Origin of the sequence: Nocardia sp. NPDC050630, from assembly GCF_044457245.1 — a bacterium.
Taxonomy (GTDB): domain Bacteria; phylum Actinomycetota; class Actinomycetes; order Mycobacteriales; family Mycobacteriaceae; genus Nocardia.
The window spans coordinates 447420-460046 of the sequence record NZ_JBITGN010000004.1 but is presented as its reverse complement, the minus strand read 5'-3'; the positions used below and the strand labels follow the sequence as shown (position 1 = coordinate 460046).

The following is a 12627-nucleotide window of genomic DNA, read 5'->3' as shown; positions in this document are numbered from 1 at the left end:
TGGTAGGTAACTATCAGGAGATTCGATATGACTCACCGCTCTACCGCTCTGGTCACCGGTGCTTCGGCGGGATTCGGTCTGGCTCTTGCGCGTTCACTCATCGCCCGCGGCTGGCGGGTGATCGGTACCGCCCGCCGCGTCGACCGGCTCGCCCGGGTGGGCTCCGAGCTCGGCGAAGCATTTCTCGCGGTGCCGGGCGATATCACCGATCCGGCGCATCGTGCTGAACTGGCCGAGGTCGCGGGCGAGTTCGGACACCTCGATCTGCTCGTGAACAACGCCAGCAACCTCGGGCCGAGTCCGATGCCGCGTCTGGCGAACTATCCGCTCGATCAGCTCGAGCTGGTGTATCGAACCAATGTCATTGCGCCGCTGGCGGTTCTGCAGTTCGCACTGCCGCTGTTGGATCCGGATGGTGTCGTGGTGAATATCAGCTCCGACGCGGGTGTCGAACCGTATCCGGATTGGGGCGGATACGGCTCGTCGAAGGCGGCCCTGGATCAACTCACCGCCATCCTGGCCGCCGAACATCCGGAGCTGTCGATCTACGCCTTCGATCCCGGCGATATGCGCACCGAAATGCATCAGGCGGCATTTCCCGACGACGATATCTCCGATCGTCCCGAACCCGAGACCGTCGTGCCCGCGCTGCTGGGTTTGCTCGAGCAGCGACCCAAGAACGGCCGTTATACCGCCGCTGATTTCGCCGCGGGGGTCGGCAGATGACGACAGCGTTGAATGAATGGGCCGATGTCCTGCCGCCCGAGCGCAATGCCGCCGCTCCGCCGGAGGCGCGCGGCCTGGCCCGCGACGAGGTCCGGATGCTGGTGGCCGCGGAGCGCCTCAGCCACCACATATTCCGTGAACTACCACGGCATCTGAACGCGGGTGACCTTGTGGTGGTGAACAATTCGTCGACCGTGGCCGCGGCGGTCGATGGCACCCTCGACGGCATACCGGTCACGCTGCATCTGTCCACCTGGCTCAACGGACCCGTCGACGAGGCCAGCGGTGCTCCGGATACCTTCGGCGGTTGCAACGGACTGTGGGTGCTGGAGGTGCGCACCCGCGAACGCACACCGTATCCGGGTGACCTGCACCCGGGCAATGAGATCCAGCTGCCGGAGGGTGCCACGGCAACCCTGCGCGAACCCTGGCTACCGGGCGCGCGCCGACTCTGGATCGTCGAACTCAGCGCCGATCCCGCCTGGCTGCTGGCGATCCACGGCTATCCGATCACCTATTCGTATGTGCCACAACGTTGGTCGCCGTCGTACTACACGACGGTGTTCGGCCGAATCCCCGGTAGTGCCGAAATGCCCAGTGCGGCACGCCCTTTCACGCAGAGGCTGGTGCTCGATCTGGTGACCTCGGGCGTCGCGATCGCGCCGATCACTCTGCACACCGGCGTCTCCTCACCCGAGGTCGGCGAACCCCCGAGTCCGGAGCGGTTCGCGGTACCGGCGGCGACCGCCCGTCTGGTGAACGACACCAGGGCGGCGGGCGGCCGCATCATCGCGGTCGGCACCACGGTGACGCGAGCGTTGGAGACCACCGCCGATCACCACGGAATCGTGCATCCGGCCCGAGGGTGGACCGAACTGGTCCTCGGTCCGCGCCGCCTCGCCCGGGTGGTCGACGGCATCATTACCGGCTGGCACGCTCCCGGCGCATCGCATCTGGATCTCCTCGTCGCGGTCGCGGGCGCGGCCACCGTCCATGACGCATATGCCACCGCCCTCGATACCGGATATCTCTGGCACGAGTTCGGCGACAGCGCATTGCTGTTCGGTCCCGGTGCTAGGAGGGACTGATGCTCACGGTGGAGTCGAGTTGGCCGCCGACCTCGATCCGGCCGCACTGACCGTTGCTGAGATCGAGATGGGCGTTCCTGGTCTTGGTCCGGCTCTTCTGGATGGTGGTGTCGACAATGACCTGGACCTTGCCGACCGAGCACACCTTCACAAGGGCGGGCGAGCCGTCGAAGCTGTAGGTGCCGCCACTCTGGCAGGTATTGGTCTCGTCGTGGAAGAAGATCCGGGCGGTACCGTCCGGACATGGCGCCTCGGCGGCGGCTTGCGGCGGCCCGAGCACGACCAGCGGGCCCAGTGCGAGCGCGGCCGCGACGGAGCTGCGGGCCACTAGACGACTAATCGTCAGTTCCATCGTTGAATCCCTCATCAATACATTTCCGGCAGATGCCAGCGGGTAGCCGCGGCGCCTGCATGATAACGCGTGACGTGCGCATTTGTCCGCCGGAAGCTCCGCCGGCAGTGCCGATCCCGACCCGTGACCCGGGTGCGGTGTCGCGGTCGGGTGGGTGAACCGACAGGATGGCGGGATGCTGCGCAGTTTTCAGGTGACCAATCACAGATCGCTGGCCGAACGGCAGGACTTGCGTTTGAGCCGGGGGAGCGGACCGGTCGCGGTTCCGGTGACGGCCGTGCACGGTGCCAGTGCCGCGGGCAAGACAAGCCTGATCGATGCACTGGGGCAAATGCGCGACGCGGTGCTGAATTCGGTGATCGGCTGGGATCCGTATGCGGGACCGGTGCGTGCGCCGCATCGCGGATTCCCCGATCGCCCCTCGGAATTCGTGGCGAGCTTCGTCGCGGAGGGCGTGCCGTACACCTATGGATTCCGGCTGGACAACGCGGATGTGACGGCCGAATGGCTCTACACGCATCCGCGCTCGCGCAAGCGAATCGTGTTCGAACGCAACGGCGAACAGATCAAGATCGGTCCGATGTTCGAGGCCGCGCGTTATGGCATCGCCGCATTGTTACCGCTGGTGCGGCCGAACGCGTTGCTGCTCAGTCTCGCCGGGCAGATGTATGCCGAGGCGCTGGTGCCCGCGTATCGGTGGTTCTCGACGATGCTGGAGGTGCAGCACGGTGCGATGGATGCGACGGCGGTCGCGCATCGGCTCGGCAGTCATCTCTCTGCCGCCCCGGACCATGCGATGCGGCTGCTCATGCTGCTGCGCACCGCCGAACTCGGCATTACCGATCTGCTGATCGCCGAGCCCGACCCGATGTACGCGGATTATCTGCGCGAACTCGACGCCGATATCGCGGGGACGGCCGAACAAGTGGAGCTGTGTGCGATCTCGCCCGCGCATGCTGATCAGTTGCTGCGGGACAACGGCATCACCGAGGTCATGCTAGAGCGCGAGCTGAGCAATCTGAAGGCGGCACGCGATGCCCTCTACACCCGGATGGTCGAGCGTCGCGGTGTCGGCCTCGGACTGGTGCACGCTGGTATCGACTCCGCCTTCGATATCACCGAAGAATCCGCCGCCACCCTCTCGATGCTGCGCTTGCTGCCGACCATGCTCGACGCACTGGACTCCGGCCGGGTGCTCGCGATCGACGATATCGGCGCACATCTGCCGGTCGAGGAGACCGACCGACTGATCCAGCTGTTCCAGAATCCGGAAACCAATTCCCGTGGCGCACAACTGATCTTCACCACGAACAGTCGGTCGCTGATCGATCGGACGAACGGTCGCTCACAGCGCACTCGCACCGCCGTCTGGCAGATCCGCCGTACCGAGCACGGCACCAGCGAACTCGCCTCGCTGTAGTGCACGGGCATGAGGCTCAGCGGTGACGGCCGCCAGCCCACTGAGCTGTCAGCGCCGCGGTTCGAGTGCCGTCGCGTGGTGCAGTTTGCGACGGCGGTGAGTGTGCTGTGCTGGCGTCGGTCGCTGCCCGCGCCTCGAGGCGCGTCGGTTCGCGTGCCTGGACCGGGCGCGGTGACATGGTGTGGCCAGCGTTGCATCGGACTCATTGCCGCCGTGCCGAGCAGCGCCACATATGGCTTCCCGGAGCAATAGCATGGGTGCCATGGTGCAGTTCGGGATGCTGGTGATCATGGTCGGCGCGCTGGTGGCGATGGTCATGCTCTACCTGCGTGGGCGCAACGGTGTCCGGCTCATGAATCCGGAGAGCGGGACGCTGTATGTCAGCGGGGTGAGTCCGCGGCCCGACGCGACCGGCGAGCAATACGTGACCATTACCGGCAATCTCACCGGGCCTTCGGTTCCCGGCACCGTGGTGTACGGCCGATTGGTGTGGGATGTGGACAACTGGCCTGCCATCGGAGATCTCATCCCGGTCGTCTACCCGGCCGGCAAACCGGAACGCTGGCAGATCTCGCATCCGGGTGCGCGTCCAGGGCTCGGATCCTGACCAGTTCGGTCGACCGACCGGGTTGTTGTGAATCGGCCGCTCGGGCGATGGGAGGATGCGGATATGGATGCGCAGGACTCCGAAGTCGTCATTCGCGACGCTCGCCCGGACGAATACGACGCCGTAGGTGCCCTGACGGTCGAGGTCTATGTCGGCGAGGGCTATGTGCGTCCCGGCAGCCCGTATGTCACCGAACTCGCCGATATCACCCATCGCGCGGGTGCGGCGCAGGTGCTGGTCGCGGTGCACGACGATCGGGTGGTTGGTTCGCTGGCGGTGGCTCGGCCGGGAACGCCGTATGCCGAGATCGCCCGACCGGGTGAGTTGGAATTCCGGATGCTCGCCGTCGCGAAGTCGGCGCGCGGGCTCGGTGCGGGAACGGCATTGGTGCGCACCGTCATCGAGATCGCACGTGCGGAATCCTTTGCCGCCGTACTGCTTACCACGATGCCAGCCATGGTCGACGCTCGGCGGATCTATGACCGATTCGGTTTCGTCCCCGCGCCGGAACGGGATTGGAAGACCGACGCGGGCGAGTGGCTGTCGGTGCTTCGACTGGATATCCCCGCCTGAATCCGATAGCGCGCAAGGACCGGCGCGGCGGTCGAAATGTCGGGCGTCCTCAGCCCAGTGCCGTCGCGACGATCCCCGCGAGATAACCGAGCCGTGCCACCTCCGACGGACGGAAGTCGGGCCCACCGGGACGTCCGAGCAGCAGCACCTTGCCGGTGTTTCCGAGCGGGGCGGCGGCCAGCTTGGTGTCCATATCGCGCCAGATCTGCGGCACCCAGTCGCCCTCGGGATCCAGGACGGCAGGCTTCTCCAACGGCATCCACGGCGCTGAACCAGCCTGCGTCTGCGGCGCACTCTGGCTGCCGACGAGACGATAGGCACCCTGCGGCCCCATATCGATGATCGTGCTCCAGCCGACGCGCAGCACTCGCGGCACTCCGTCGACGAGCACCTGCAGCCGATCGTCGCGGGCACTGGCGACCTGATCGATCAACTCGAGTTCGCGATGGGTATCGAGCACCCCGGAATACGGGCGAATGGAGTCCACGTGCACATCGCCGATGGACTCGGCGGCGGTGATCAAGGTGTCCGGTAGCGCACCCTGTGGCACCTCGACCACGAGATCGTCGACCGCGTACCCAGCACCCCGTTCGACCACATCGAGGGAGAGGATGTCGGCGCCGACGGAGCCGAGTGCGAGCGCGAGCGCACCGAGGCTTCCCGGTCGATCCGGAAGTTGCACGCGGAGCAGGTAAGACACGCGCGTTCCTTTCCTTGGCGGCCGAGGCTCTGAAACGAATACCCGGGTCTCGCAATACTTACACCCACAAGTCCCGGTTATCGACTCGAAGTGCGTCCAGTGACGGATGCCACAGCGCGAATTCGCGCGGCAGCGGCGTGTCACGCTAGCCGCAGGGGTGTGTCGTTGCCTGCGCGGCTCCTGTGAAAGTTGTGGAGTGGGGAGTCGCTAGGCTGTTCGGTGGCCGTTCACCAAGCTCAATCATGCCGAAAGGGGTCCGCGGTGCCCGCCATTTCCCGCGACGAGGTCGCACACCTCGCCCGGCTGTCCAGGCTCGCCCTGTCCGAAGCCGAACTGGATCAGTTCGCCGGTCAGTTGGATTCGATCCTGAGTCACGTGCGGACCATCTCCGAGGTCGCCGCCGCCGATGTTCCAGCGACCGCGTCGCCGAATCCGACGACCAATGTGACGCGTCCGGATCAGGTCATTCCCGGCCTCACCCCGGACGATGCGCTCTCGGGCGCCCCCGCGGTCGAGGACCAGCGGTTCCTGGTCCCGCAGATTCTGGGAGAGGGCGAATGAGTTCAGCATCGCGTAGCGATTCCGTGGGAGGTGGCGGTGGGCGCGACCTGACCGCGCTGTCGGCCGCCGAACTGGCGGCGAAGATCCACGGCCGCGAGGTGACCTCGGTGGAGGTCACCCAGGCACATCTGGATCGGATCGCCGCCGTCGACGGCGAGTACCACGCCTTCCTGCACGTGGCCGGGAACGAAGCGCTCAGCGCGGCCGCCGCGGTGGACGCCGCGCTCGCCGCGGGTGCGGCGCCCGCCTCGCCGCTGGCCGGAGTTCCGTTGGCGCTCAAGGACGTATTCACGACCACGGATATGCCGACCACGTGTGCCTCGAAGATTCTCGAGGGCTGGGTCGCACCCTATGACGCGACGCTAACCACCCGGTTGCGCGCCGCGGGCATTCCGATCCTCGGCAAGACCAATATGGACGAGTTCGCGATGGGCTCCTCCACCGAGAACTCGGCCTACGGTCCGACCCGGAATCCGTGGGATACCACCAGGATTCCCGGCGGTTCGGGCGGTGGTTCGGCGGCCGCGCTGGCTTCACATCAGGCGCCGCTCGCGATCGGCACCGATACCGGCGGCTCGATTCGGCAGCCCGCCGCGGTGACCGCGACGGTCGGCACCAAGCCGACCTACGGCACCGTGTCCCGGTTCGGTCTGGTCGCGTGCGCGTCTTCGCTGGATCAGGGCGGACCGTGCGGACGCACCGTGCTCGACACCGCGCTGTTGCACGAGGTGGTCGCCGGATACGACCCGCGCGACTCCACCTCCCGCAATGTGCCGGTGCCGCCGGTGGTCGCCGCCGCGCGCGAAGGTGCGACAGGTGATCTGCGCGGCGTGAAGGTCGGTGTGGTGAAGGAACTGCACTCCGACAGTTACCAGCCGGGTGTCATCGCATCCTTCGATGCGGCGGTGGGTGTGCTGAAGGATTTGGGCGCCGAGGTCGTCGAAGTGTCTTGTCCGCACTTCGAATACGCGCTCGCCTCCTACTACCTGATCCTGCCGAGCGAGGTGTCCTCGAACCTGGCCCGCTTCGACGCCATGCGCTACGGACTGCGCGTCGACGACGACGGCAACCACAGCGCGGAACAGGTCATGGCCGCGACCCGTGCCGCCGGATTCGGCCCGGAAGTCAAGCGCCGCATCATGATCGGCACCTACGCGCTGTCGGCCGGGTACTACGACGCCTATTACGGTCAGGCGCTCAAGGTGCGCACGCTGATCGCCCGTGACTTCGACAAGGCTTACGAGCAGGTCGACGTGCTGGTCTCTCCGACCAGCCCGTTCACCCCGTGGAAGCTGGGTGAGAAGGTCGACGATCCGCTGGCGATGTACCTGTCCGACCTGTGCACGCTGCCCACGAATCTGGCTGGGCATCCGGCGATGTCGGTGCCGTCCGGATTGAGCAAGGACGATGGGATGCCGGTGGGTCTGCAGATCATGGCTCCCGCGCTCGCCGATGACCGGCTGTACCGCGTCGGTGCGGCGTACGAGGCCGCGCGCGGGCCGATCGCCTGAGAAGTGCTGGCCTGAGCGCCCATTCCGGTTTCGGTCCCGACGGGAATGGGCGCTCTGGGCATCCCTATGCGGGCCAGACGAACTCTGGATCGCTGAGGTAGTCCTGCCGCCGCTGGTCCAATGCCATCGCGACCATGTGGTGTGCCCCGGGGCCGATTACCTTGCGCACCGGCGGGTTCGGCATATTCACCAGTGCGATCAGTTCTGTCGCAGCGACTTCCGGAGGCGCTTCCACCCACTCGCCATCGGTATCTGTCTCCGGCGGTGGGGCGGTGGGGTCCGGGTAGTTCAGCATACCAAGGATGCCGGTACGCAGGTCGTCGTACGCCGGGAGCGCCATCGCGAACTTCATGCTGGACTTCGCCCAGTCGGTATCGAAACCGCCGAGCTGTGCCAGCGTGACGTGAATTCCGAAGGGCCGCAACTCATCCGCGAGTGACGTGCCGAAACCCTCCAGCGCCCATTTGCTGGCGTTGTACATGCTGAAAAGCGGCAGGCTGCCGACCGCGCCGACGGTCGAGATCTGCACGATATGCCCCGATCCCTGCTTGCGCAGGTGCGGCACCGCAGCCTGCGAAACCCACAGCGCGCCATAGAAATTGGTATCCATCTGGGCGCGGATCTCGGCTTCGGTCAGTTCCTCGACCGCACCGACCAAACCGTATCCGGCGTTATTCACAATCACGTCGATGCTGCCCGCGGCCGCGAATGCCTCGTTCACCGTGGCGATCGCACGGTCGCGGTCGCGAACATCCAAGGGCAGCACCGTCAATCGTTCGTCATCGATATCGGACATCGATCGCAGGTCGCGAGCGGTCGCGACAACGCGGTCGCCACCGGCGAGGACGGCGAGTGTGAAAGCCCGACCGAGCCCGCGATTCGCGCCGGTGATGAACCAGGTTCTGGTCATTGTCGATCCTTTCGTCACGAGACGCACCGTCTCGTTTGGCGATCAATCAGGAACTCGCCAACGCCTACCGCGAGCGACTCCTGCTCCCACAGCGTGCCGCCATCGCCGAACGGCTGACTGCCGCTGTCCGAGCCGGGCAGCTGCGCTCCGATCTCGATTCGGACTTCGCCATCGATCTGCTGCTCGGCCCGATCCAATCCCGGTGGTCGCTCGGGCTTGCGGGCCTGACCGATTCCTACGCCGACGCCACTGTCGAAGCCGTGCTGGCCCACCTCGGGCCCTGACCTGTTGATCGCGTGCGCGATACGATCAGTCCGGACAGCGAGGTGGGTGCCCGGGTGCGGCGGAGGCGAGATGATGTTCGAGGACCGGCCTCATCGGCGGTTGGCCCCGGAAAATACGGATCGAGGTGATTCGGCTCGCGCCGAGTGCTCGGGGTTGGACTGCCTTCCGCAGGCGTGATGGAGAGGTGGGTTAGCGGATGTCGGCGGGGTTGATGGTTGCGGCCATGGTGCGGTACCCGGCGTCATTGGGGTGGAGATGGTCGCCGCTGTCGTAGGCGGGGGCCAGCCGGTGCGGGTTGGTCGGGTCGGCGAGGGCGGCGTCGAGGTCGACGATGGCGTCGTATTCGCCTGCGGTGCGGATCCATTCGTTGACCGCGAGACGTTTGGCTTCGGCGGCATCGTTGAAGTAGGGCGAATCGCCGAAGGGCAGGATGGTCGCACCGAGGACGCGGAGTCCGGCGGCGCGGGCCTGGCGGATCAGGTCACGGTAGGTGGTGATGAGCTGGTCGGGGGAAACATCGACGACGGTGTCCAGTGCGGCCAGACCCGAGCTGAGGCCGATGTCATTGGTGCCCTCCAGGATGATCACGGTGCCTACGCCGGGCTGGTCGAGCACATCGTGGCGGAACCGGGTCCGGGCGCTGTCACCGAGCCAGCTCGAGTCGACGGTGACACGGTTACCACCGATGCCCTCGTTCAGCACGGCGCGCGGGGTGCCTGCCGCGGCCAGGCGTTCGGCGAGTTCATCCGGGTAGCGGTTGTCGGCATTTCCGGTGGAGCCGACGCCGTCGGTGATCGAATCGCCGAAGGCGACCACCGCCGAGCGCGGCGGCACGACATCGGCGACCTCGACTGCGGCCAGGTAGTACCAGGATTGGCTGGTCTCGGTGAAGGCCGCGGCGGTCGGGTCGGCGCGGTGGTCGCCAGCGGCGCGGTAGGTGGTGGCGAAGGACTGGGCGTGCTGGGTGGCTGGGCCGGTCGGGTCGGCCAGGTACAGGGTGATGGTGACCGACTCCAACGGCGCCAGCGGCAGCGCGACCGGATCGGTCGCGAGATCGGCTCCCGGTTCGATGTGGAACGACGGTGCGAGGCCGACCGTCAGGTTCTGTAGGGTCTCCGGATGGATCGCGCCATCGGCGGCGCTGCGGGCAATGGTCGCGCCCGCGACCGCGAGCGGTGTCGTGCCGTAGCGGTTGGTCAGCCGAACCCGAATGGCCGGACCGCCGTCACTGACCCGAACTACCTGCCGCACAGTCTGATTCGCGAATCCGGTCTCGGCCCAATTGGCCACGAAGGCCTTGCTCGGCCGATGCGCCGAGGTCGACCAGACCGTAGTCCAAATGCATTTTTCCGGTGGCGTCGCACTGGCGGTGACGACGGCGGCGGGCAATAAGAACAGCAGCATAGTTATCAGGGCACGAACTGTACGCACGCGAAATCCATTCTGTTGCGGTCTGGTCCGTTTCACCGGACCGTCCGCACAACCACCCGGCCCGAATCCACATTCCCCCCTTACCCCGAAGAGACCCTGACCACACCCCGCCCCGATCGACACCCGAACGTCGCGCACATCTCGTCTGGGGTGGTGCGCCTGCATCAACCTCGATGCCGCAATAGCGATCGTCCATCCCGCCCGCGCACACGTTCGCACAGTGCTGCCCCAGCACATCGCGCGGCCGGTATCGAGCTCGAACTGTGCGCCCCTGGTTCCGCCGACACAGCCGCTCCTGCGCGTGTTCGTGCGAGCGTGGTCTGGGTTTGTATTGCGCGGCCAGACGGTGACGTCGAGTCTCAGCCCGACCACGCGCTCCCGCGCACGGTCGTATGCGCACGGTCTGGGCTGTCGGACAGCCCGGTATCGAGCTGCGTGCCCGGGCTTACTCGACGCCCGACCTTTCGCACAAGTTCTTATGCGAGACGCGGCGCGGCGGGCGGCAGGTCGCTGTGTGAGGTATGCGATAACGCCGCGGGGATTGGGCGGTTCGGTACCTCCGAGGGGGCGCTAGTGGGCGCGCAGGGATTCGGCTTGCTTTTGGATGCCTTCGGTCATGCCTGCGAAACCGCGCCGCAGGTTCTTGCCGAGGGCGGCCTCGACGACGGGGTGCAGCCACCCGCCGAGTTCGAAGTGGGATTCGTAGCGGGTGTGGTCGGGGCCGAGGGAAGTGACTCGGTGTGAGCGCAGGCTGTGCAGGGCGCCGAGGGGGACTGGCTTCATCGAGTAGCTGAGTTCGGTGCCGGGGGTGTGCGAGACCATCCATTCGCGCTGGCGGCGCGGCGTGGAGCCGGAGAGTACGACCAGCATATCGATCGGCTCGCCAGGGACGAGGGTGCTGCGGCATTCGATGCAGAAGGGGTTCCACTCGCCGTAGCGGGGGAGGTCGGTGATCACCTGCCACACCAGTTCGGCGGGGGCGTCGATCTCGACGGTGGCATCGATGACAAAGGGCATGGTTAGCAAATTAGAACAAGTTCTATAGCTGATCAAGCCTCTCAGCAGGGAAGTCGCGGGTCAACATGTGCCCATGGCGGTGCCCTGATCGGTGCCGTAGCGGTGGCCGTGGCCCGGCGGTGCATTCAGTGCGGCCAGTAGATCGGCGCTGGTCTGCAGGAAGCTGATCACCGGAAGCCATTGCGGCACAGGGGCGTCCACTCGCACCCCGCGGAGTTCGGGTGCGCGCCACAGCAGCGATGGCGACCAGTGCACCACCGGATCAGAGCTGTTGGCCAATACGGTCGCGCCCGCCCGGTGCACCTGACCAGCGGGCGGACCCGCCCAGAGGGTCGCGCAGGTACGGCGGTCCTGATCGGCGTCGTCGGCGAATATCGAGCTGCCGCCGAGTGCGCCGAGGCTCTGCCCGTAGACATAGAGCTTGGGCTTGTGATCGAGCGTGCCTACGCGGCGCTCCACGGCATTGAACAGCGCTCGCGCATAGGCGACCGCACCGTCGCGCCCGAAGACGAAGCTCACCCAACTGGGTGCGTAGGAGTACTGCATCCCGACGAGGGCGACATCACCGCCGAAGCGTTCGTAGAATCCGCCAACCGCATTCGCATCGATCCATCCGGACCCGGTCGGCACCGCGAGCACGATATTCGACCGTTCGAATCCGCCGGACCGCTCCAGTTCTCGAATGGCTAGGGCCACACGGGAATCGAGATCCGGTGCGGAATCGAGCCCGACATACACCCGAATCGGTCCGGCGGGCGCTCCGGTGACGAACTTACGTCCCTCCGCACCTAGTGATGTCCAGCTGATCGCGGATTCGGCGCTACCGGATCGGGCATACGAAACCGGTCGCACCAGTGCGGGATCGATCGTCGCATTCGCGGCGGCATAGGCGTTGCGTCGCCAGTCGACGACCGCGGGTACCCCGATGAGATAGAGCACCGACGCCGCCGCTACGCACACCGCAATACCGCGCGCCCAACCCAACTTCCGGACGAACAACCCGCTCGCTCGCGCGATTGCGACGAATACACCGACGATAACGACGGATACGAGTCCCCAGCGCAGCCAGTAATCCGGACCGATCAGCGCCGTACCCATCGCCATCCGCAACCGGTTCTGCCAATGGGTTGCGTGCGCGACCATGCCAAGAACCGCGACCGTGGTCAAGCCGAGCAATGGGGCACGGAATTGATTCGGCCGCCCATTGATATGGAAGCGCCGCAAAGCAAATCGAAGAACTCCCGCCACGGCCAGCGCGACAACGACGAGCAACCCGGTCACCATGGCCTGGGCGCTCGATGTGCGCGGAAGTAGGCTGGGTGCCAGCGACATCGTAGTGCCGAGACCGACTGCGAGCGTCGTGCCGATCCGCGGCCGCACAGCACTATGAAACCCTGTGGTGGTAAGCCTCTTCCAGTGGTGTCTCTGGCGAGTCGACCGACCCGT

At 66.2% G+C, this 12627-nt stretch carries 14 protein-coding genes; 8 read left to right on the top strand and 6 right to left on the bottom strand.

Annotated features, from left to right (window positions below; all coding sequences use genetic code 11):
* The first annotated feature begins 27 nt into the window (after positions 1-27).
* A complete protein-coding gene (locus ACIBG0_RS14720; protein ID WP_397032604.1) occupies positions 28-726 on the top strand; it encodes an SDR family oxidoreductase in 699 nt (232 codons plus the stop codon).
* Positions 723-1814 carry an S-adenosylmethionine:tRNA ribosyltransferase-isomerase gene (locus tag ACIBG0_RS14715; protein ID WP_397032603.1) on the top strand — a complete coding sequence of 364 codons (1092 nt, stop codon included), beginning with the start codon at positions 723-725 and terminating at the stop codon, positions 1812-1814. Before ACIBG0_RS14720 ends, ACIBG0_RS14715 begins: the two co-directional genes overlap by 4 nt.
* Here ACIBG0_RS14715 and ACIBG0_RS14710 read toward each other — a convergent pair.
* Positions 1801-2166: a hypothetical protein gene (locus ACIBG0_RS14710; protein WP_397032601.1), complete on the bottom strand. Its 366-nt coding sequence runs from the start codon at positions 2164-2166 to the stop codon at positions 1801-1803. The two genes, ACIBG0_RS14715 and ACIBG0_RS14710, sit on opposite strands and share 14 nt — an antisense overlap.
* A gap of 175 nt (positions 2167-2341) precedes the next feature.
* Here ACIBG0_RS14710 and ACIBG0_RS14705 point away from each other — a divergent pair, with 175 nt between their 5' ends.
* The 3 genes from ACIBG0_RS14705 (at position 2342) to ACIBG0_RS14695 (ending at position 4766) form a co-directional block, all read left to right on the top strand.
* Positions 2342-3586: an ATP/GTP-binding protein gene (locus ACIBG0_RS14705; RefSeq protein WP_397032599.1), complete on the top strand. Its 1245-nt coding sequence runs from the start codon at positions 2342-2344 to the stop codon at positions 3584-3586.
* 262 nt (positions 3587-3848) lie between these two features.
* The gene (locus tag ACIBG0_RS14700; protein ID WP_397032598.1) at positions 3849-4193 is read left to right on the top strand and encodes a hypothetical protein; all 345 of its coding nucleotides are present in this window, start codon (positions 3849-3851) and stop codon (positions 4191-4193) included.
* Between the two features lie 63 nt (positions 4194-4256).
* Positions 4257-4766 (top strand): GNAT family N-acetyltransferase, encoded by a 510-nt coding sequence (locus ACIBG0_RS14695; protein WP_397032597.1) that lies wholly within the window; start codon positions 4257-4259, stop codon positions 4764-4766.
* A gap of 49 nt (positions 4767-4815) precedes the next feature.
* On the opposite strand, the gene ACIBG0_RS14690 is transcribed toward ACIBG0_RS14695, so the two are convergent.
* The gene (locus ACIBG0_RS14690; RefSeq protein ID WP_397032596.1) at positions 4816-5466 is read right to left on the bottom strand and encodes an amino acid-binding protein; all 651 of its coding nucleotides are present in this window, start codon (positions 5464-5466) and stop codon (positions 4816-4818) included.
* Between the two features lie 261 nt (positions 5467-5727).
* Between ACIBG0_RS14690 and gatC the strand changes: the two genes are divergently transcribed.
* Complete coding sequence (gatC, locus tag ACIBG0_RS14685) at positions 5728-6027, top strand: Asp-tRNA(Asn)/Glu-tRNA(Gln) amidotransferase subunit GatC (RefSeq protein WP_397032595.1); 300 nt, start codon at positions 5728-5730, stop codon at positions 6025-6027.
* Positions 6024-7538, top strand: coding sequence for an Asp-tRNA(Asn)/Glu-tRNA(Gln) amidotransferase subunit GatA (gene gatA, locus ACIBG0_RS14680; RefSeq protein WP_397032593.1), 1515 nt, complete (start codon positions 6024-6026; stop codon positions 7536-7538). The genes gatC and gatA overlap by 4 nt, the downstream gene beginning before the upstream one ends.
* A gap of 64 nt (positions 7539-7602) precedes the next feature.
* Here the strand turns inward: gatA and ACIBG0_RS14675 are convergent, their stop codons facing one another.
* Entirely contained in the window at positions 7603-8448 is an 846-nt protein-coding gene (locus ACIBG0_RS14675; protein WP_397032591.1) for an SDR family NAD(P)-dependent oxidoreductase, read from the bottom strand.
* A 35-nt stretch (positions 8449-8483) separates the two neighbouring features.
* Here ACIBG0_RS14675 and ACIBG0_RS14670 point away from each other — a divergent pair, with 35 nt between their 5' ends.
* Positions 8484-8732 carry a TetR-like C-terminal domain-containing protein gene (locus ACIBG0_RS14670; RefSeq protein WP_397032589.1) on the top strand — a complete coding sequence of 83 codons (249 nt, stop codon included), beginning with the start codon at positions 8484-8486 and terminating at the stop codon, positions 8730-8732.
* 190 nt (positions 8733-8922) lie between these two features.
* Here the strand turns inward: ACIBG0_RS14670 and ACIBG0_RS14665 are convergent, their stop codons facing one another.
* The 3 genes from ACIBG0_RS14665 to ACIBG0_RS14655 form a co-directional block, all read right to left on the bottom strand.
* A complete protein-coding gene (locus ACIBG0_RS14665) occupies positions 8923-10164 on the bottom strand; it encodes an SGNH/GDSL hydrolase family protein (RefSeq protein ID WP_397032588.1) in 1242 nt (413 codons plus the stop codon).
* A gap of 570 nt (positions 10165-10734) precedes the next feature.
* Entirely contained in the window at positions 10735-11181 is a 447-nt protein-coding gene (locus tag ACIBG0_RS14660; protein ID WP_397032587.1) for an SRPBCC family protein, read from the bottom strand.
* Between the two features lie 60 nt (positions 11182-11241).
* Entirely contained in the window at positions 11242-12561 is a 1320-nt protein-coding gene (locus tag ACIBG0_RS14655; protein ID WP_397032585.1) for an alpha/beta-hydrolase family protein, read from the bottom strand.
* Positions 12562-12627: the final 66 nt, after the last annotated feature.

Excerpts from the sequence above, each read along its gene's own strand:
- ACIBG0_RS14705 (WP_397032599.1), top strand. The coding sequence starts at position 2,342 with ATGCTGCGCAGTTTTCAGGTGACCAATCACAGATCGCTGGCCGAACGG.
- ACIBG0_RS14720 (WP_397032604.1), top strand. The coding sequence starts at position 28 with ATGACTCACCGCTCTACCGCTCTGGTCACCGGTGCTTCGGCGGGATTC.
- ACIBG0_RS14660 (WP_397032587.1), bottom strand. The coding sequence starts at position 11,181 with ATGCCCTTTGTCATCGATGCCACCGTCGAGATCGACGCCCCCGCCGAA.
- gatA (WP_397032593.1), top strand. The coding sequence starts at position 6,024 with ATGAGTTCAGCATCGCGTAGCGATTCCGTGGGAGGTGGCGGTGGGCGC.
- ACIBG0_RS14695 (WP_397032597.1), top strand. The coding sequence starts at position 4,257 with ATGGATGCGCAGGACTCCGAAGTCGTCATTCGCGACGCTCGCCCGGAC.
- ACIBG0_RS14675 (WP_397032591.1), bottom strand. The coding sequence starts at position 8,448 with ATGACCAGAACCTGGTTCATCACCGGCGCGAATCGCGGGCTCGGTCGG.
- ACIBG0_RS14710 (WP_397032601.1), bottom strand. The coding sequence starts at position 2,166 with ATGGAACTGACGATTAGTCGTCTAGTGGCCCGCAGCTCCGTCGCGGCC.
- ACIBG0_RS14700 (WP_397032598.1), top strand. The coding sequence starts at position 3,849 with ATGGTGCAGTTCGGGATGCTGGTGATCATGGTCGGCGCGCTGGTGGCG.
- ACIBG0_RS14715 (WP_397032603.1), top strand. The coding sequence starts at position 723 with ATGACGACAGCGTTGAATGAATGGGCCGATGTCCTGCCGCCCGAGCGC.